Annotated in this window: 15 protein-coding genes; 9 read left to right on the top strand and 6 right to left on the bottom strand. The window is 63.1% G+C overall.

The genetic code is table 11. The features are described from left to right. Positions 1-32: 32 nt before the first annotated feature. Together MRBLPB4O_RS19700 and MRBLPB4O_RS19695 are read right to left on the bottom strand one after the other, a co-directional pair. Positions 33-1,325, bottom strand: a complete 1,293-nt coding sequence (locus tag MRBLPB4O_RS19700; RefSeq protein ID WP_341796351.1) for an aminotransferase class V-fold PLP-dependent enzyme — start codon at positions 1,323-1,325, stop codon at positions 33-35. Positions 1,326-1,342: 17 nt separating this feature from the next. Beyond that, on the bottom strand, positions 1,343-2,689 hold the full coding sequence (locus MRBLPB4O_RS19695; protein ID WP_341796350.1) for a dipeptidase: 1,347 nt from the start codon (positions 2,687-2,689) through the stop codon (positions 1,343-1,345). A 186-nt stretch (positions 2,690-2,875) separates the two neighbouring features. Here MRBLPB4O_RS19695 and MRBLPB4O_RS19690 point away from each other — a divergent pair, with 186 nt between their 5' ends. Continuing rightward, the gene (locus MRBLPB4O_RS19690; protein ID WP_341796349.1) at positions 2,876-4,495 is read left to right on the top strand and encodes a PvdJ/PvdD/PvdP-like protein; all 1,620 of its coding nucleotides are present in this window, start codon (positions 2,876-2,878) and stop codon (positions 4,493-4,495) included. 138 nt (positions 4,496-4,633) lie between these two features. On the opposite strand, the gene MRBLPB4O_RS19685 is transcribed toward MRBLPB4O_RS19690, so the two are convergent. The 3 genes from MRBLPB4O_RS19685 to MRBLPB4O_RS19675 are packed head-to-tail and all read right to left on the bottom strand — an operon-like array spanning position 4,634 to position 9,190. Beyond that, a complete protein-coding gene (locus MRBLPB4O_RS19685) occupies positions 4,634-6,049 on the bottom strand; it encodes an efflux transporter outer membrane subunit (RefSeq protein WP_341796348.1) in 1,416 nt (471 codons plus the stop codon). Positions 6,050-6,052: 3 nt separating this feature from the next. Beyond that, complete coding sequence (locus MRBLPB4O_RS19680) at positions 6,053-8,017, bottom strand: MacB family efflux pump subunit (protein WP_341796347.1); 1,965 nt, start codon at positions 8,015-8,017, stop codon at positions 6,053-6,055. Then, a complete protein-coding gene (locus tag MRBLPB4O_RS19675) occupies positions 8,018-9,190 on the bottom strand; it encodes an efflux RND transporter periplasmic adaptor subunit (RefSeq protein ID WP_341796346.1) in 1,173 nt (390 codons plus the stop codon). A 239-nt stretch (positions 9,191-9,429) separates the two neighbouring features. Here MRBLPB4O_RS19675 and MRBLPB4O_RS19670 point away from each other — a divergent pair, with 239 nt between their 5' ends. The 5 genes from MRBLPB4O_RS19670 to MRBLPB4O_RS19650 all read left to right on the top strand — a co-directional run bounded on the left by MRBLPB4O_RS19670 (position 9,430) and on the right by MRBLPB4O_RS19650 (position 12,748). Further along, positions 9,430-9,906 (top strand): sigma-70 family RNA polymerase sigma factor, encoded by a 477-nt coding sequence (locus MRBLPB4O_RS19670; RefSeq protein WP_016498679.1) that lies wholly within the window; start codon positions 9,430-9,432, stop codon positions 9,904-9,906. Between the two features lie 168 nt (positions 9,907-10,074). Beyond that, on the top strand, positions 10,075-10,554 hold the full coding sequence (locus MRBLPB4O_RS19665) for a histidine kinase (protein ID WP_341796345.1): 480 nt from the start codon (positions 10,075-10,077) through the stop codon (positions 10,552-10,554). Between the two features lie 73 nt (positions 10,555-10,627). Beyond that, positions 10,628-11,953, top strand: coding sequence for an MFS transporter (locus tag MRBLPB4O_RS19660; RefSeq protein WP_341796344.1), 1,326 nt, complete (start codon positions 10,628-10,630; stop codon positions 11,951-11,953). A gap of 94 nt (positions 11,954-12,047) precedes the next feature. Continuing rightward, a complete protein-coding gene (locus MRBLPB4O_RS19655) occupies positions 12,048-12,344 on the top strand; it encodes a type II toxin-antitoxin system MqsR family toxin (RefSeq protein ID WP_341796343.1) in 297 nt (98 codons plus the stop codon). Between the two features lie 2 nt (positions 12,345-12,346). Next, entirely contained in the window at positions 12,347-12,748 is a 402-nt protein-coding gene (locus MRBLPB4O_RS19650) for a type II TA system antitoxin MqsA family protein (RefSeq protein ID WP_341796342.1), read from the top strand. Positions 12,749-12,818: 70 nt separating this feature from the next. Here MRBLPB4O_RS19650 and MRBLPB4O_RS19645 read toward each other — a convergent pair whose 3' ends face one another. Beyond that, entirely contained in the window at positions 12,819-14,501 is a 1,683-nt protein-coding gene (locus MRBLPB4O_RS19645; RefSeq protein WP_080642769.1) for an electron transfer flavoprotein-ubiquinone oxidoreductase, read from the bottom strand. Positions 14,502-15,033: 532 nt separating this feature from the next. Between MRBLPB4O_RS19645 and MRBLPB4O_RS19640 the strand changes: the two genes are divergently transcribed. The 3 genes from MRBLPB4O_RS19640 (at position 15,034) to MRBLPB4O_RS19630 (ending at position 17,610) form a co-directional block, all read left to right on the top strand. Then, positions 15,034-15,783 carry an electron transfer flavoprotein subunit beta/FixA family protein gene (locus tag MRBLPB4O_RS19640; protein ID WP_016498683.1) on the top strand — a complete coding sequence of 250 codons (750 nt, stop codon included), beginning with the start codon at positions 15,034-15,036 and terminating at the stop codon, positions 15,781-15,783. Next, positions 15,784-16,713, top strand: coding sequence for an FAD-binding protein (locus MRBLPB4O_RS19635; RefSeq protein WP_028613362.1), 930 nt, complete (start codon positions 15,784-15,786; stop codon positions 16,711-16,713). Positions 16,714-16,788: 75 nt separating this feature from the next. After that, positions 16,789-17,610 (top strand): transporter substrate-binding domain-containing protein, encoded by an 822-nt coding sequence (locus tag MRBLPB4O_RS19630; RefSeq protein WP_341796341.1) that lies wholly within the window; start codon positions 16,789-16,791, stop codon positions 17,608-17,610. The last annotated feature ends 1 nt before the right edge of the window (position 17,611 follow it).

Raw genomic sequence — 17,611 nt, 5'->3', positions numbered from 1 at the left:
CGCTTCGCGCCCCATCGCCGACAAGCCAGCCCTCAAGCGCGCCGATAGCGCTTCAATACATCCACCAATCGCTCGATCTCGGCCTCGGTGTTCAACAACCCAGGCGCGGTGCGCACCACGGGCCCCGCATCCCGCGATACTGCATCCACCACAATGCGTTGGCTGTTAAGGTGCCTGGCCACCTCATCGGCATCCTGCCCCTTGACCCTGAAGAAGGTGAAGCCTGCGGAATAGTGAGCGCTGCGCGGTGTTACCAGTTCTATCCCCGGCAGTGCCTCCAGGCGCTGCTTGAGGAAGTCGTTAAGCCCGTGGATACGCGCCTGTACGGCTGCCTTGCCCAGTTGCAGGTGCAACTCGAAGGCCTTGCCCAGCGCCCAGCGGTGCTCGAACGCGTGGTAGCCGCCTGGGGTCATCACCGTGGCGAAGTCTTCATTTTCGGAGAACGTGGCAATGGTCGGGGCCAGCTGTTTCAGCTCGGTGGAGGCTGCACATATGATCCCTGTACCGCGTGGCCCGAACATCCACTTGTGGGTGCCGGCGATGAAGTAATCGCAGTTGAAATCGGCGAAGTGCGTATTTTCGACGCCAAAGCCATGCACGCCATCAATCACATAGATGATCCGGTCCTGCTCGTCACGCTGGCGATTGACCTCGCGTACCAGCTTGCCGACCTCGCCCACGGGCAGTTTCACGCCGCTGCCCGAATGCACCCAGGTCATGCCAAGAACCCGGGTTCTCGGCCCGATCGCGGCCGAAATCGTGCTCAGCACCTGGTCGGTACTCACCTTGGCGGGGTCGTCGAACAGCCGCAGGCGCCGCACAGCCGTGCCATCGCGCGCGGTGCGAAAGCCCATGGTATGGCGGGCCGCCGAGTGCTCGTGCACGGTAGTCAGAATTTCCTGCCCCGGCGCAATCTTCAGCCCACCATAGATCAGCCCCAGGCCTTCGGTGGTGCTGCCGGTCAAGGCAATCTGCCGCGGTTTCACTTCAAGGTAACGCGCAGCCCATTCACGCACGTCAGCTTCGTGCTTCCATTCCGACTGGCTGTCCCAGTCGACCATGTAGGCCGGTTGGCGGTCGAACTGTGCGCGCAGGGCTTCGATGGCTTCGCGTACGGGCCTTGGGTGCGAGGTGATCAGGAAGTTGGCAAAGTGTGCGTAGGTCGGGTCCAGCTCGAACAGGCCGCGAAACGCGGCCCAGTCATCGGCCGTGGCGGGCTTGGCCGGTGCAGCGTGGGCGACAGGCAGCAGCGGGCCGGGGCCGGTCAGTGGCAGGGCGGCAGCCAGCAGGCCGGCCTGCTTGAGGAATGTGCGACGGTCGTTCATCAAGGTGCTCGCAAGGGTCATGGGGACGAAGTGGCGACGGGTTGCGCGGCGCGCTGCACCTGCTCCCACACGCGCAGAAAGTTGCCGCCCCAGAGCTTGGCGATATCTGCTTCGGAATAGCCGCGGCTGATCAGTTCGGCTGTGACGTTGCGTGCTTCGCCTGCGTTCTGCCAGCCCTCGATGCCGCCGCCTTCGTTGAAGTCCGAGCTCAGGCCGACGTGGTCGATACCGACCTTGCGTACGGTGTAGTCGATGGCGTCACCATAGTCCTTGAGCGTGGCAGGTGGTTCTTCGTCGAGGATGCCGTACAGCTCGTTGGCGTACTGGCCGACCTTCTGCTCGGGCCAGCCGGCGATCACCGGGTCGCCAGGCATCAGCGCGTAGTTAAGGTTGGCCAAGGGCGGCAGGCCGTAGCGGGCGCGCAGGATGTCGAGTTTGTCCTGGGTCTTGCTGCTCAGTGGCTTGAGGTAGGTGGAGAAGGCCACCAACTGGATTACCCCGCCGCTGTCCTTGATCAGTTGCAGCTCCTTGTCGGAGAGGTTGCGGTTGATGTCGACCATCGCTCGTGGCGCCGAGTGCGAGGCCACCAACGGCGCGCGGCTCAGGGCGGCCACCTGGGCCAGCGCCTTGCTCGACATCTGCGACACGTCGATGATCACGCCCAGGTCATTCAGCCGTTGCACGGCGCGCTTTCCGGTTGGTGACAAGCCTTCCAGCGCATCGACGGTGTCATTGAAGAACGGCAGCGGGCGCGAAGAGTCGGCCCAGCTGTTGTTGCCCACGTAACTGAAGCCGAACATACGCACGCCGCGCGCGGCCCAGCGGTCGAGCTGGTCGATGTCGTCACCCAGGGCATAGGCGTTTAGCATGCTGAGAAATACCGCGAACTTGCCTTCGCCATGCAGGCGCCGCATGTCTTGCGGGGTATAGGCAATACCGACCTGCTGCGGGAAGTCGCGGACCATGGCGGTGATGGCGTTGTAGCGCACCTCCTGGGTGTGGCGCGCGGCCTCGACGAAGCCTGGGGTAGGGCGGTGCGGGCCATCGTTGCCGGTCCAGGATTCTGGCCAGGCGAAGATGGTCAGGGCGGCTGCTGACAAACGGCCCTGTGCGGCCTTGGCCAGGTCGAAGCGGCCATTGCCATCCTTGTCGGCCTCGCTGCCTTCGGTCCCGAAGGTCAGCGGCAACGTGATGTGGCTGTCGAACGAGATGATGCGTTCCTGCAGGTCGTTGGCCTGGCGGGTCACCTCGCGGGAATAGCCGGCTGGGGTGGCCAGGTAGTGCCAGGCGGCAAACCCGGCACCGGCGGCAATCGCCGTGGCCAGGCTGATAAACAGGGCTTTCTTCCAGCGTGGAGTCGTCATCTTGGTCTCAGTAGGTTCACCGTCAGGGATGGGCACAGAGGCCGCCGCTACCTGCAATGAACGAGCTCGCACGCGCAAAATTTAGCCAGCGTCCTTGGCCATGCGCCGTTAAATTTCGCTGTCCGTGCAACGTTCTAGCCTTGGACGGGCCGTGCTCCATGGCCGCAATGAATGCACAGGTAAGCAATGACGATTTCCCGACGCGGTTTCATCGCCGGTGTGGCATTGACGGGTGTGGTGGTACCTGGCGCGCTGGGTGCGTTGTATGTGCAGCGCCAGCGGGATGCCGAAGCGTTTCCGCAAACCCCTGGCGAGGCCGTGGTCGAGCTGGCCGACACCGCCTTGCAGCAGTTGGGCGATACCCTGCGCGGCATCTGGCGCTGGACCCTGCAGGGCAAGGATGCGGGGCTGGATGGCCTGCCGGGAGGTGAACTGGAGTTGTTCCTGGATGTGGCAGCCAGCGGTCGTGCACTGCGCGGTTACCTGGACACTCCAGAGCGCCTGCGTGGGGACGAGGAGCCGCGCTACCGGGTGGTCGGCGACCTGCTGGCGGACAAGCCGGGCACCGTGCGCTGGCGGCTGTTTTCGGCCCAGGCGCGCTATGAATGCCACATCGTGCTCGATGAAGTCTGGGGGCGGTTCGGCAATGCCGGTCCGGCAACCCTCAACGGGCACATTGCGCGCATGGACCGTGCGCTGACATTGCCGGTGGAGGACAACCACTTCCTGGCGTTGAAACGCACCTTCCCCGAAGCGCGCGAACGAACCCCGCTGAACCCTCGACTGCTGGCCTGGCTCATTGCGCCGGAGCATCGCCTTTTTCATCAGTTGTGGCACTCCTCGCGGGACAAATGGCACAAGCTGGACAAGAGCAAGCAGAAGGCCCTGCGTGGCCTTGGCTGGCAACCGGGGCCGCGTGACCGCGAGCGTGACGCACGCGGGCGGCACAAGGACCGCAACGGTTCGGGTGAGGACTTCTTCTTCATGCACCGGCACATGCTTGGCAGCGCCCGTGCCCTCCAAGACCTGCCCTCCTGGCCGCGCTTTCCGCTGCCACAACCGGAGCTGGAGCGTGACCGTGCAGGCTTTGCCCGCTACTTCGATAACCACGACGGCAATGCCCTGCCACCCACCTGGCTGGCCAGTGATGACGAGGAGTACACCCAGTGGGTACGTGACATCAAGTCACCGGATACCTTCCACGGCAATTTCCAGGTCTGGGAGTCGCGGTACACCGACCCGGATTACTTGAGCAGCCTGACCCTGGGCCAGTTCGGCTCGGAGGTGGAACTGGGCCTGCACGACTGGTTGCACATGCGCTGGGCATCGGTGCCGCGGGACCCTTCCAACGGCATGCCGGTGCCGACGGCGCGCTCCCCGGACGATTTTGCCGAACGCTGGTTCGCGGCGGACAACGACTTTCTCGGAGACCCGTTTTCTTCTCATGTGAACCCGGTGTTCTGGCATTTTCACGGCTGGATCGACGACCGTATCGAAGACTGGTTCCGTGCCCATGAGCGGCTGCACCCGGGCGAGGTGCGGCGGCTGGAGGTTAACGGTGTGCAGTGGTTTGCGCCGGGGCGTTGGGTCGAGGTGGCAGACCCGTGGCTGGGGCCGGACACCCACGGTTGCTCGACCGTACCGGGACTACGGCCCGGGCGCAGCGTGGAGATGGACCCGGAGACGATGAAGCTGGCATTGCGCATCATTTACAGTGATGAAGACCTGTTCGACAAGTTGCAGCCCAAAGTACCGAAGCGGCCTTGGTATGCGCGTAACCTCAGGGTGGCGCAGCGTTCGGGCTGACTGGCGGCGCGTTGCGCCCCAATCGCGTCACAAGGCCGCTCCCGCAGGTCGGCGCACGGCTTGAATCTTGCGCGGTCAATGTGGGTGCGGCCATGCGTCGCGATTGGGCTGCGCAGCAGCCCCCGAAGAAGACTCGGACTAACGTTCGACCTGCCACCCCCCACCCAATGCTTTGTACAACGCCACGCTAGCCTGCAGGCGGGCCAGGCGCAGTTGCGCCTGCTGGTCCTGCGCCACATACAATGTGCGCTGGGTTTCAAGCACGCTCAACAAGGTCTCGGCCCCCGCGCCGTAACGCTGCTGAGCAAGGTCGAATGCCAGTCGTGCCTGCTGCACCTCTTCATCCTGCCATTGCCGCTGCTGGTCCACACCGTGGATCGCATTGAGCGCTTTCTCGACATCGGCAAAGCCCGCCAGGATGCTGCTGCGGTAGGCCTCCAGCAATTCTTCCTGTTCAGCCTCGGCCAGCTCTCGGGCAGCGCGTAGTCGGCCGTTGTTGAAAATCGGCGCGACCAGGCCGCTGGTGAGGGTGTAGTACGAGCTGTCGAACAAGTGGGCAAAGGTATTGGCGCCAGCGCCCAGATTGGCCCCTAGGGTCAGCTTGGGGAGCATGGCGGCGCGGGCGACCTGCACATTGGCGCTGGCTGCAGCCAGCCGCGCTTCTGCTGCGGCAATGTCCGGGCGGCGTGTGAGCAGTTCGCTGGGTAGACCGCTGCCAATGGTCGGCCATTGCAACGCATCGATCGCTTCCGGGCTGGCGGGCAGCGACTGCACGGGGTCGCCGAGCAGGGTTGCCAGCGTAACCCGGCTGTCTTGCCATTTCTGCTCCAGCAATGGCAGCTGGCGTTGCTGGGTGGCCACCAGACTGCGCTGCTGGGCCAGTTCCAGACGCGTGGCGGAGCCGCTACGCTGGCGCGTCTCTACCAGGCCTAGCACGTCCTGGGCATTGCGCAGGTTGAGGCGGGCAATGCGCAGCTGCTCTTCCAGGGCCAGGCCCTGCAGGTAACTGTCGGCGACTGCGCTGACCAAGGTCAGCTCCACCGTCTGGCGGTCGAAGCGGCTGGCGTCGAGGCTGCGCAGGGCGTTGTCGCGCGTTGCCCGCAGGCCACCCCAGAAGTCGATTTCGTAGCGGGCGCTGAGCTGCGCGTCGAACGATGTGCTGGTGGGCGCGTTACGGCTTACGTCCAACTGGTCATTGCCTTCGCCATGCAGCAGGCGCTGGCGGCTGCCGTTCAGGTCCAGTTGCAGTTCTGGCAACAAGGGTGCGCCTGCAATGAGCGCGCGGGCCTGGGCCTGGCGGACGCGCGCCGTGGCAGCAGCCAGATCGTGGGCGTTGACCAAGGCGTGCTGTACCAGGCGGTCCAGCTCGCGACTGGCGAAGCTGTGCCACCACTGTGCTGCGGGCAGGTGGGCCGAAGGCGCTGCGGCATCGCCTTGCCAGGCAGGTGGCGCGACGATTCCACTGGTAGGCGTGGGGGGAGTGCTGCAGGCGGCAATGGTTGCACAAAGGGGCAGGCACAACGTCAACAGGCTGATGCGGCTAGGCAATGTCATGGGTTATTCGCTGGTAAGGGCTTTGACCGGATCGAGGCGGGCGGCCTTGCGCGCCGGCATGAAGCCGAACACGATGCCGGTGACGACGGCGCAGGCAAAGGCACCGAGCATGGCTGGCAGGGCAAAGGCTACTGCCACCTCGGCCAGCATCAGGCCGCCGCCAATGGCCAGGGCCAGTACGATGCCAGCCAGGCCGCCGACCATCGACAGCATTACCGCCTCGCTGAGGAACTGGCGCAGAATGTCGCGCTGTCGCGCGCCGGTGGCCATGCGGATACCGATTTCCCGGGTACGCTCGCGCACGGTCATCAGCATGATGTTCATTACGCCGATGCCGCCTACCAGCAGCGAGATTGCGGCGATCGCCCCCAGCATCAGCGACAGGCTGTTCTGCGTGCGTGCTTCGGCCTGGATCAGTGCCGCGTCATTGGTCAGCTCGAAGTCCTGGCGGCCATTGTGGCGTTGGCGCAACAGCTGGTCGATGGCTGCTTCGGCCTGGTTGACCCGGGTAGAATCAAGGGCAGCGACGGCGATGTAGTCCGGGTCGCGCTGGCCGAACAGGCGGATGGCGGCGGCAGAGTAGGGCACGGCGATGCGCCCATCGCTGTCCTGGTCGCCGGAGCTTGCGCCTTTGCCAGCCAGGATGCCGATCACCTGGAAGGGCACATTGCCGATCAGGATGTACTGCCCCAGCGGATCGCGCCCTGGGTCGAGCATTTTCTCCCGCACTTTCTGGCCGATCACGGCCACGGCGGCCGCATTGGCTTCGTCGCTTTCGCTGTAGAAGCTGCCTTTGGCCGCCGGCCAGTTGAAGATCTCCGGGAAAAAGGTGTTATTGCCGCCTACGTAGAATGTCTGACTGTTGTTGCCATGGCGCACCATCAGTTTTTCGCCAATCACCGGCATCACATGCTTGACCTGCGGCAGTTCGCCAATGGCTGCCACATCATCAAGGGTGATGGTGCCGGCAGGCTCGCCAAGCGTCGCCGGCTTGCCATTGAGGTAGAGGATGTTGGAGCCGAAGGCGGCCATCTGAGCCATGACCTGACGCTTGCTGCCTTCGCCCACGGCCAGCATCACCACCACCGAGGCCACGCCGATGACGATACCCAGCAGAGTCAGGGCGGTGCGGAAGCGGTTGACCCACATGACCCGCCAGGCTGCTTGCAGGGCTTCGAGCAGTTCACCCTTCCATGCCCCGCGCAGGGTAGCGCCGCGGTCCAGGCGCTGGCGCAACTGTTCGGCTTGCAGGCCTTGGCCTTGGTCGATCGCCGGCTGTTCGCCGGCCGAGTCACCTATGATCAGACCGTCGCGGATCTCGATCACCCGCTGCGCCCGCGCGGCCACTTCGCGATCATGGGTAATCAGGATGATCACATGGCCCTGGCTGGCCAGTTCGTCGAGCAGTGCCATCACCTCGGTGCCGCTGTGGCTGTCGAGGGCGCCGGTGGGCTCGTCGGCGAGGATGATATGGCCGCCGTTCATCAGTGCGCGAGCAATCGAAACCCTTTGCTGCTGCCCGCCGGACAGCTGGTGCGGGCGGTTGCCGGTGCGGCTGGCCAGGCCCAGACGGCCGAGCAGGGCGCTGGCGCGGGCGTGGCGTTCGCTGGCGTCAATGCCGGCATAGATGGCCGGCATCTCGACGTTTTCCTGGGCCGAGCCCGAGGGGATCAGGTGGTAGCCCTGGAACACGAAGCCAAATGCTTCGCGGCGCAACCAGGCCAGTTCATCGCTATCCAGTTCGGCCACATCTTTGCCGGCAAAGCGGTAGCTGCCAGAGGTTGGGCGGTCGAGGCAACCAAGGATGTTCATCAAGGTCGACTTGCCCGAGCCTGAGGCTCCGACGATGGCGACGAACTCGCCGGGGTGGATGCTGAGGCTGATGCCATGGAGGATATCGACTTTGGGGGTACCCACACCGCCATAGGACTTGCGGATGTCGATCAGCTCGATCAAAGGTGTGCTCATTCAGCCTCCGCTCACGGCGGGGGCGCCGATGACCAGGCGCTCGCCTTCGTTGAGGCCGTCCAGCACCTGTACCCGCAGCCGGTCACTGAGCCCGGTGCGTACCTGACGCTGTTCCACCTTGCCGTCCCCAGTCAGCACGTGCGCCAGGCGCAGGCCGTCACCGTCATCCAGCGCAGCCAGCGGTACCGTCAGCACCTGGCTGGCCTTGCCAGCGACGAAGAACACCTGCGTGGTCATCTCGGCCATCAGCGCGCCGTCCGGGTTGTCGACATCCAGCAGCACGCTGTATTGCACAACCTGGCTGCCGGCACTGCCATTGCTGACGCTGGCCGGGCTGCCGCCGCCCTGGCTGGCCTGTTCCAGTGGTTTGGGCGGGATTGGCAGCACTTGCCGCACGGTGCTGGTCCAGCGGCGCTTGCCGCCTGCCAGGGTGGTGAAATAGGCGGTCATGCCTGGTTTGACCTTGCCAATGTCGGCCTCCGACACCTGTGCCCACACGGTCATCGGCGAGAGCCTGGCGATGCGCAGGATCAACGGGGTTTGCTGCTGGGCGTTGAGGGTTTGCCCTTCGCGGGCATCAACCGCCACCACCGTGCCGTCCATGGGGGCGTAGATGCGCGTGTAGCCCAATTCGGCTTCGTCGCTTCGCAGGCTGGCCTGGGCCTGGCGGATCTGCGCCAGGAACATGTCGATGCGCGCCTGGGTGACCTTCATCTGCGCGAAGGCGGTTTGCACGTCTTCATCGCGGGTGGCGCCAGCGGCGGCCAAGTCGCGCTGGCGCTTGAGCTGCTGCTGGGCCAGCAGGTATTGCGCGCGCTGTTCGGCCAACTGGGCCTTGAGGTTGTCGATAGAGAAGCGCCCGGCATCCAGACGCGCTTGCTGGGTGGAGGGGTCGATCTCGACCAGCAGTTGGCCCTTGCGCACGGTGTCGCCAACTTCAACGTGCAGCTTGTGGATCTGGCCGGAGGCCTGGGCGCCAACATCCACGTAACGTCTCGGTTGCAAAGTACCCAGCGCGGTAACGCTGCTCTCGATATCAGTGCGGGTCACGGCGACCGTGCTCAACGGCTGGGCGCCGTAGGGCAGGGCCTTCAAGGCCAGCAGGCTGCCTAGGCCGAGCAAGCCCAGGCCAGTGAGCAGGGCACGGCGACGGGTGTTGGTTAAAGGTCTCATGCAGACATCCAGCCAAGGGGTGTGGGGACGCGCATTAAGTGGCGGGCGCGGACCGGGTGCCAGATAGACGAAAGCGGTAGCGGGGGATTTAGCAGGGGTGCGGGCTAACACGTGGCCAGCCGCGCTTGTTGCTGAGAATAATTATAATTTGTAAGATCGCACGTTGACATCACTCGGTCCTGCATTGCTGCCTGAAAGGGCTTTCTGGCAAAAGCTGGCAGGACATCTCAGGTATCGTCGTGGAACATTACTATCGCGAACTGGTGGGTTTCCTCTCCGCACGCCTGGGCAGTCGTCAGGCCGCCGAGGATGTGGCGCACGATGCTTACCTGCGGGTGCTGGAGCGCACCGACGCCGAGCGTATCGAGCACCCACGCGCCTTCCTCTACCGCACGGCGCTCAATCTGGTGGTTGACCGCCACAGGCGATACCAGGTGCGCCAAGCCGAGCCGCTGGAAGTACTGGATAGCGACGAGCGCTGGCACACGGCGGCGCCGGCCCATGACTTGCAGCTTGATCAGCGGCTGGCGTTGATGCAGCGTGCATTGGATGAGCTGAGTAAGGTGTGTCGCGACTGCTTCCTGCTGCGCAAGCTCGATGGCCTGTCGCACCCGCAGATTGCCGAGCACCTGGGCATATCCCGCAGCATGGTGGAGAAACACATCGTCAATGCGATGAAGCACTGCCGGCTACGCATGCGCGAGTGGGAATCGTGAAGGCCGGCTTAAAGGCAAATGCAAATTCCGTCAGTCAATCACTTGATTTATGCGGGTTTCCCGACTTCTATCAAAGAAGACCGCTGCCAGGCTTGGCCATGGCAGTAGCCGGTACTGGCGCAGTATGGTCATGGAGCGTACCCATTACCCAACTGCCCAGGTCCCACCATGGCAAACAAGACCCTGCGCATCCTCATCGCCGACGCACACCCGTGCCAGCGCCTGCAGCTGGAGCGGTTGCTCAATGGCCTGGGCTATTACCGGATCGCCCCCGTGGAGAGCTTCGAGGAGCTCCAGCGCCTTGTTCAGTGCGCCTTGCAGCCTTTTCATCTGCTGCTGGGCAATATCGAGCTGGCCAATCATGCCGGGGTCGACCTGGCGCGCTTCTGCCGCGTCAGCACGCAGATCCAGCACGCCCTGCTTTACCACTCCAGTCAGTTGAAAGTGCCTTCAGTACCGCAGGCCGAACGCCAGGCGGTCAGCCTGAGCCTCCCGCAGGTGCCTGATAACGAGGCGCTGGAGTCATTCATGGCGATCATCGACGCGCCGCTGGTGGTCGGCAAGTTGCCGCTGCCGGGCAGCATGCCGGCTACCGTGGCGCGGCCACGGCCGCGGGCCAACTTCGCGCACACGGTGTTCAACCGCTAGCGGCGCAGCGTGCAGGGCAACGGGGCAGCTATTTGTTATCCTCTTGCCCTTTGCCGATTTGCGGACCCCTGCCATGACTGCCATCGATACCGCTCGCCCGCCCCGGTTCAGCCGCGGCGATCACCGGACCCTGGGCCTGGCGGCACTGGGTGGCGCGCTGGAAATCTACGACTTCATCATTTTCGTGTTCTTTGCGCTGACCCTCAGCCAGCTGTTCTTCCCGCCCGAAATGCCCGAGTGGCTGCGCCTGCTGCAAAGCTTCGGCATCTTCGTCACCGGTTACCTGGCGCGGCCGCTGGGCGGCATCCTGATGGCGCACTTTGCGGACCACCTGGGGCGTAAACGTGTGTTCAGCCTGAGCATCCTGATGATGGCCCTGCCGTGCCTGCTGATCGGCGTGATGCCGACCTATGCCGACATCGGCTATGCCGCGCCGCTGATTCTACTGGCGCTGCGTATCTTCCAGGGTGCGGCGGTAGGGGGCGAGGTGCCGAGTGCCTGGACCTTCGTTGCCGAGCACGCGCCAGCCGGCCGACGCGGTTATGCCTTGGGCTTCCTGCAGGCCGGGCTGACCTTCGGCTACCTGCTGGGGGCGCTGACCGCGACCTTGCTGGCGCAAGTATTCACACCGCAGGAGATCCTCGACTACGCCTGGCGTTACCCGTTCCTGTTGGGTGGGGTGTTTGGCGTGATTGGCGTGTGGCTACGTCGCTGGCTGAGCGAAACACCGGTGTTTCTTGCCTTGCGCGCACGTCAGGAACAGCCGGTGAAGTTCCCCCTGCGGCGGGTACTGGGCGAGCACCGCCGTGCGCTGATTCCGGCGGCGCTGCTGACTTGCGTGTTGACCTCTGCCGTGGTGGTGCTGGTGGTGATAACCCCGACGGTGATGCAGCAGCGCTTCGGCATGAGCGCCGGGCACACCTTTGCCCTGAGCAGTGTGGGCATCGTCTTCCTCAATATCGGCTGCGTACTCGCCGGCCTGCTGGTTGACCGCGTGGGCGCCTGGCGTGCGCTGATGCTTTACAGCGTGCTGCTGCCGCTGGGCATCGGCGCGTTGTACGCCAGCCTGAATGGGCAGTGGGGCATGACCTGGCTGGCCTACGCGCTGGCAGGGCTGTCCTGCGGCGTGGTGGGGGTGGTGCCGTCGGTGATGGTCGGGTTGTTCCCCGCCGAGATCCGGGTTTCGGGCATTTCCTTCACCTATAACGTGGCCTACGCACTGTGGGCCAGTACCACGCCGCTGGCATTGATCGCGCTGATGCCGTGGAGCCCGTGGGTGTGTGTCGGGTTTTGTCTGATCATGGGTATGGTGGGGCTGCTGACGGCCCTGTATTTCGGGCGCCGCGAGCCATTGGCGTTTGCGGCAGAGCCGATGCCGATCATGTGTGGTGACAAATGAGAGGGTAACGCTATCGAGGCGCTGAGGCAGACTTCCGGGCGGGGGTTATTGGAATAACCTATTGGCCAAATTTAACCTGGAAGGTTAATTTCTCATGGAAAAGAGAACGCCTCACTGTCCGCTGGAACGGGTAAAAGTCTTGGCTGCTGCAAGGCGCATCAGCCCTACAAGCGCTGCACTGAGAGGCGCCAAAGCGCTGGGAATGGATTATCCGGGCATGCTTGAAGTGATCTCCAGTTTGGAGCGCACTGATTTTTACAAGAGCATGACCAGCCATATGGATCATCGGGTTTGGCAGGACGTCTATCGTCCGCTTACAGCAATTGGGTACGTTTATCTGAAAGTGTCCGTGGTAGACGACGTGCTCATCGTGTCTTTCAAGGGGTTGTAACCATGAGATGTCCAATATGCGGCGGTGCGGAGCTTGCACCTGATGTTCAAGGCATGCCCTATAGCTATAAAGGAGGGGCAACCGTCATCCCTGACGTAAGTGGCGATTACTGTTCCGCATGTGGTGAATGTGTACTTAGTCACGATGAGGCCATGCGTGTCAGTAACCTGATGACGGCATTCGAGCGCCAAGTCAACGCAACTGTTGTGGATCCTTCCTTCATTGCTTCAATGCGCCGGAAGTTCGATCTCGACCAGCGTGAAGCGGGGGAAATTTTCGGTGGTGGCGTCAACGCGTTCTCCCGTTATGAAAATGGCAAGACCACACCACCCGTGGCGTTGGTGAAACTGCTCAAGCTGCTGGATCGCCATCCAGAGCTCTTCGAGGAAGTGCGTACTGCCTGATTTTGGCGGTAACAAAAAGCCCCCGGCTCGTGAGAACCGGGGGCTTTTTGTTGCCGCCAGGGCAGAGGCCTTACATGTTCGGGTAGTTCGGCCCGCCAGCGCCTTCAGGGGTGACCCAGGTGATGTTCTGGGCCGGGTCCTTGATGTCGCAGGTCTTGCAGTGCACGCAGTTCTGCGCGTTGATCTGGAAGCGCTTGTTGCCGTCTTCCTGGGTGACCACTTCGTACACGCCCGCCGGGCAGTAGCGCTGGGCCGGCTCGTCGTACAGCGGCAAGTTGCTGGCGATCGGGATACTCGGGTCGGTCAGCTTCAGGTGGCAGGGTTGTTCCTCTTCATGGTTGGTACTGGAGAGGAATACCGAGCTGAGCTTGTCGAAGCTCAGCTTGCCGTCCGGTTTCGGGTAGTCGATCTTTTTCGAGTCGGCAGCCAGCTTGAGGCAGGCGTAGTCCGGCTTGGTGTCGTGCAGGGTGAACGGCAGCTTGCCGCCGAACCAGTTCTGGTCGACGTAGTTGAATGCACCACCAAACAGTGGGCCGAACTTGTGCAGCGCAGGGCCGAAGTTACGGCTGGCGAACAGTTCTTCGTGCAGCCAGCTGGCCTTGAAGGCGTCAACGTAAGTGTTCAGCGCATCGCCGCCCTCGCTGCCAGCAATCAGTGCGTCCGCTACTGCTTCGGCCGCGAGCATGCCCGATTTCATCGCGGTGTGGCTGCCCTTGATCTTGGAGAAGTTCAGGGTGCCCAGGTCGCAACCGATCAATGCGCCACCGTTGAACACCATCTTCGGCAGCGAGTTCAGGCCGCCTTTGCAGATGGCGCGGGCGCCATAGCTGATGCGCTTGCCGCCTTCGAGGTACTGCTTCATCACCGGGTGGTGCTTCAGGCGCTGGAATTCGTCGAACGGCGACAGGTACGGGTTGGCGTAGGACAGGTCGACGATCAGGCCGACCACCACCTGGTTGTTTTCCAGGTGATAGAGGAACGAGCCACCGGTGTTGTCCTTGGCTACCACGTCCAGCGGCCAGCCGGCGGTGTGCACCACCAGCCCCTGCTCGTGCTTGGCCGGGTCGATCTCCCAGATTTCTTTCAGGCCGATGCCGTAATGCTGGACATCGGACTCGCTGTCGAGGTTGAAGCGCTTGATCAGCTGCTTGCCGATGTGGCCACGGCAGCCTTCGGCAAACAGGGTGTACTTGGCACGCAGTTCCATGCCCGGGGTGTACAGGCCTTCCTTCGGGTTGCCTTCGCGGTCGACACCCAGGTCGCCGGTGACGATGCCGCGGACCACGCCGTTGTCGTCGAACAGCGCTTCCTGGGCGGCGAAGCCCGGGTAGATTTCCACGCCCAGGTTCTCTGCCTGCTGGGCCAGCCAGCGGCACAGGTTGCCCAGCGAGATAATGTAGTTGCCATGGTTGTGCATGGTCTTGGGCACGAACAGGTCCGGCACCTTGGTGGCGCTGCCGGCATCCTTGAGCACATAGATGTCGTCGCGCTTCACTTCGGTGTTCAGCGGTGCGCCGAGCTCTTTCCAGTCGGGGAAGAGTTCGTTCAGGGCGCGGGGTTCGAACACCGCGCCGGAGAGGATGTGGGCGCCGACTTCAGAGCCTTTTTCCACCACGCAGACGCTGATTTCGCTACCGGCTTCGGCGGCCTTCTGCTTCAGGCGGCAGGCGGCGGACAGGCCTGCCGGGCCGGCGCCGACGATGACCACGTCGAATTCCATGTATTCGCGTTCCACTGGTTCTCTCCTACTCATCAAGGCTCGTGCTGTTGCTTTGTCTTATGGGTGTTTGCGCGCAGTGGCTCATCACGGGAGCGAAACTGTAGCTGCGCAAATGACGGACTACACCGTTTTGTCTTGGCCGCGCATTATATCTACACCACTTGGCGGGTCCAATACAAACGTTTGTTTGAATTTGCCGCAGGCCAGTAAAATCAAAGGAACACGGCTGGAGGGTGACCGATTTGCCGTATTGACCGGATGGGGTGTTACGGTCAAGATACGAGCGGTTTTACGTTCGCCGTAGGCTTGCAGCCGGGCGCAGGTACACCTCTAAAGACCAGGTGTGGAGCAGGGTTTTGCGGCCTTGGGCCGGTTTGTAGTGGAGTTTACACGCCACGACAGAAAATGACCCGTGAGTATTTGTCGCAAGAGTCCGGACAAGACTGTTCGGTCACAGTGAAGATACTGGCTCCCGGTACGTTTTTAGAGGTGCCCTTGTACCCACGCGCATCGCCGGGCTCAGCCCCAGGCGACTATCTATTCACCGGAGAGTAACGAGGAATCCATGAAGGTTCTTGTAGCTGTCAAACGAGTGGTCGACTACAACGTCAAGGTTCGCGTCAAGGCGGACAACTCCGGCGTCGACCTTGCTAACGTCAAGATGTCCATGAACCCCTTCTGCGAAATCGCCGTGGAAGAGGCCGTACGCTTGAAGGAAAAAGGCGTTGCGACCGAGATCGTCGTCGTTTCCGTCGGCCCGACCACTGCCCAGGAGCAACTGCGTACCGCCCTGGCCCTGGGTGCCGACCGTGCCATCCTGGTAGAAGCCGCTGACGAGCTGAACTCCCTGGCGGTGGCCAAGGCGCTGAAAGCCGTTGTCGACAAAGAGCAGCCGCAGCTGGTCATCCTTGGCAAGCAGGCCATCGACAGCGACAACAACCAGACCGGCCAGATGCTGGCTGCGCTGACCGGCTACGCCCAGGGCACCTTCGCCTCCAAGGTGGAAGTCGCCGGCGACAAGCTGAACGTCACCCGTGAAATCGATGGCGGCCTGCAGACCGTATCGCTGAACCTGCCAGCCATCGTCACCACCGACCTGCGCCTGAACGAGCCACGCTATGCGTCGCTGCCGAACATCATGAAGGCCAAGAAGAAGCCGCTGGAGACCGTTACTCCAGACGCGCTGGGCGTTTCCCTCGCCTCCACCAACAAAACCCTGAAAGTTGAAGCGCCGGCTGCCCGCAGCGCTGGCATCAAGGTCAAGTCGGTGGCCGAACTGGTCGAGAAGCTGAAGAACGAAGCGAAGGTAATCTAAATGACTATCCTGGTTGTCGCTGAATACGAAGCCGGCGCCGTTGCCCCGGCCACCCTGAACACTGTCGCCGCAGCCGCCAAGATCGGTGGTGATGTGCACGTGCTGGTCGCAGGCCAGAACGTCGGTGGCGTTGCTGAATCCGCTGCCAAGATCGCTGGTGTGGCCAAGGTCCTGGTTGCCGATAACGCCGCCTACGCCCACGCCTTGCCGGAAAACGTCGCGCCGCTGATCGTCGAGCTGGCCAAGGGTTACAGCCACGTGCTGGCCCCGGCCACCACCAACGGCAAGAACATCCTGCCGCGCGTTGCCGCGCTGCTGGACGTGGACCAGATCTCCGAGATCATCTCGGTCGAGTCCGCCGACACCTTCAAGCGCCCGATCTATGCCGGTAACGCCATTGCCACCGTGCAATCGAGCGCTTCGATCAAGGTCATCACCGTGCGTACCACCGGCTTCGACCCAGTCGCTGCCGAAGGTGGCTCGGCTGCTGTTGAAGCGGTGAGTGCCGCGCACAACGCCGGTATCTCGGCCTTTGTCGGTGAAGAGCTGGCCAAGTCCGACCGCCCAGAGCTGACCGCTGCCAAGATCGTCGTTTCCGGCGGCCGCGGCATGGGCAACGGTGACAACTTCAAGCATCTGTACAGCCTGGCCGACAAGCTCGGTGCTGCTGTCGGTGCCTCACGCGCTGCGGTCGACGCCGGCTTCGTGCCGAACGACATGCAGGTCGGCCAGACCGGCAAGATCGTTGCGCCACAGCTGTACATCGCCGTCGGTATCTCCGGCGCGATCCAGCACCTGGCCGGCATGAAAGACTCCAAAGTGATCGTTGCGATCAACAAGGACGAAGAAGCGCCGATCTTCCAGGTGGCCGACTACGGCCTGGTCGCTGACCTGTTCGAAGCGGTTCCGGAGCTGGAAAAGCTGGTCTGATCCGCCTGCTTCACTTATAAAGAACCCGGCCCTCGCATTGAGGGTCGGGTTTTTTTATGGGTTGAGGAGTGAGGGATGACGTTGCGCGGAACGGGCAGGGTGCTGGCATGCATGGTGGCGTTGGCTTCGCCGCTGGCCATGGCGGCAGGCAAGTGCGAGCGCCTGGTGGCAACCGGCAGCCCTGATGCGCCGCCTTATTCGTGGCAGGACCCGAAAGACCCGAAACACCTGATAGGCGCCAACGTCGACCTTTTGCGCCAGGTGGCTGGCGAGCTGGGGGTGAAGGTGGAGGTGCTGAGTGCAGGCCGTCGCGACCAGGCCCTGGAGGAAGTGCGCAGCGGGCGTATGGACCTGCTGCTCGATACGCCGCTGCAGGTGGAGCAACTGACCGCGCTGGACTACATCCACCCACCCCTTCAACTCAACGAATACCTGGTGTGGACACGCCACGATGCCACGCTGACCTTCGATGGCCCGGCGGACCTGGCACAGTACCAGGGTAGCTTGTCCGAACGCGCGCGCCTGACCCCGGCCTTTACCGCGTTTGCCAAGGCCCAGCTGAAGCTGGTGCCGGCGCAGAACCTGACCCAGGCGTTCCAGAAACTGGTGCTTGGCCAGGTGGACTATGTACTCGCTGGTCGCTATTCGGGCATGGCCATGGCCCAGAGCCTGGGCATGAACAATGACCTGGTCGCCCGCGGCCTGCCGGTGGACCGGCCAGGCCTGTACTTGGCCCTGTCGCACAACTCGGCATGCAATGACAGCTGGTTGCGTGGGCAATTGGCAAAAAAACTGACAGAATTGCCGATCTCCGGTGCGTCCGAGGCGGTCCTGCAACGTAATGTCGAGCGCTGGAAAGCGCAGTTGCAGGTGCCGGCGGACGCCCCCAAACACTAGG

Origin of the sequence: Pseudomonas sp. LPB4.O, assembly GCF_038383825.1 — a bacterium.
Lineage (GTDB): Bacteria > Pseudomonadota > Gammaproteobacteria > Pseudomonadales > Pseudomonadaceae > Aquipseudomonas > Aquipseudomonas putida.
Note: the sequence above shows the minus strand (reverse complement) of the source record. Positions and strands in the feature narration are given on the sequence as shown.

Coding starts and splice junctions, on each gene's coding strand:
- MRBLPB4O_RS19700 (WP_341796351.1), bottom strand. CDS start 1,325: ATGAACGACCGTCGCACATTCCTCAAGCAGGCCGGCCTGCTGGCTGCC.
- MRBLPB4O_RS19645 (WP_080642769.1), bottom strand. CDS start 14,501: ATGAGTAGGAGAGAACCAGTGGAACGCGAATACATGGAATTCGACGTG.
- MRBLPB4O_RS19630 (WP_341796341.1), top strand. CDS start 16,789: ATGACGTTGCGCGGAACGGGCAGGGTGCTGGCATGCATGGTGGCGTTG.
- MRBLPB4O_RS19685 (WP_341796348.1), bottom strand. CDS start 6,049: ATGACATTGCCTAGCCGCATCAGCCTGTTGACGTTGTGCCTGCCCCTT.
- MRBLPB4O_RS19660 (WP_341796344.1), top strand. CDS start 10,628: ATGACTGCCATCGATACCGCTCGCCCGCCCCGGTTCAGCCGCGGCGAT.
- MRBLPB4O_RS19635 (WP_028613362.1), top strand. CDS start 15,784: ATGACTATCCTGGTTGTCGCTGAATACGAAGCCGGCGCCGTTGCCCCG.
- MRBLPB4O_RS19690 (WP_341796349.1), top strand. CDS start 2,876: ATGACGATTTCCCGACGCGGTTTCATCGCCGGTGTGGCATTGACGGGT.
- MRBLPB4O_RS19665 (WP_341796345.1), top strand. CDS start 10,075: ATGGCAAACAAGACCCTGCGCATCCTCATCGCCGACGCACACCCGTGC.
- MRBLPB4O_RS19680 (WP_341796347.1), bottom strand. CDS start 8,017: ATGAGCACACCTTTGATCGAGCTGATCGACATCCGCAAGTCCTATGGC.
- MRBLPB4O_RS19675 (WP_341796346.1), bottom strand. CDS start 9,190: ATGAGACCTTTAACCAACACCCGTCGCCGTGCCCTGCTCACTGGCCTG.
- MRBLPB4O_RS19650 (WP_341796342.1), top strand. CDS start 12,347: ATGAGATGTCCAATATGCGGCGGTGCGGAGCTTGCACCTGATGTTCAA.
- MRBLPB4O_RS19655 (WP_341796343.1), top strand. CDS start 12,048: ATGGAAAAGAGAACGCCTCACTGTCCGCTGGAACGGGTAAAAGTCTTG.
- MRBLPB4O_RS19640 (WP_016498683.1), top strand. CDS start 15,034: ATGAAGGTTCTTGTAGCTGTCAAACGAGTGGTCGACTACAACGTCAAG.
- MRBLPB4O_RS19695 (WP_341796350.1), bottom strand. CDS start 2,689: ATGACGACTCCACGCTGGAAGAAAGCCCTGTTTATCAGCCTGGCCACG.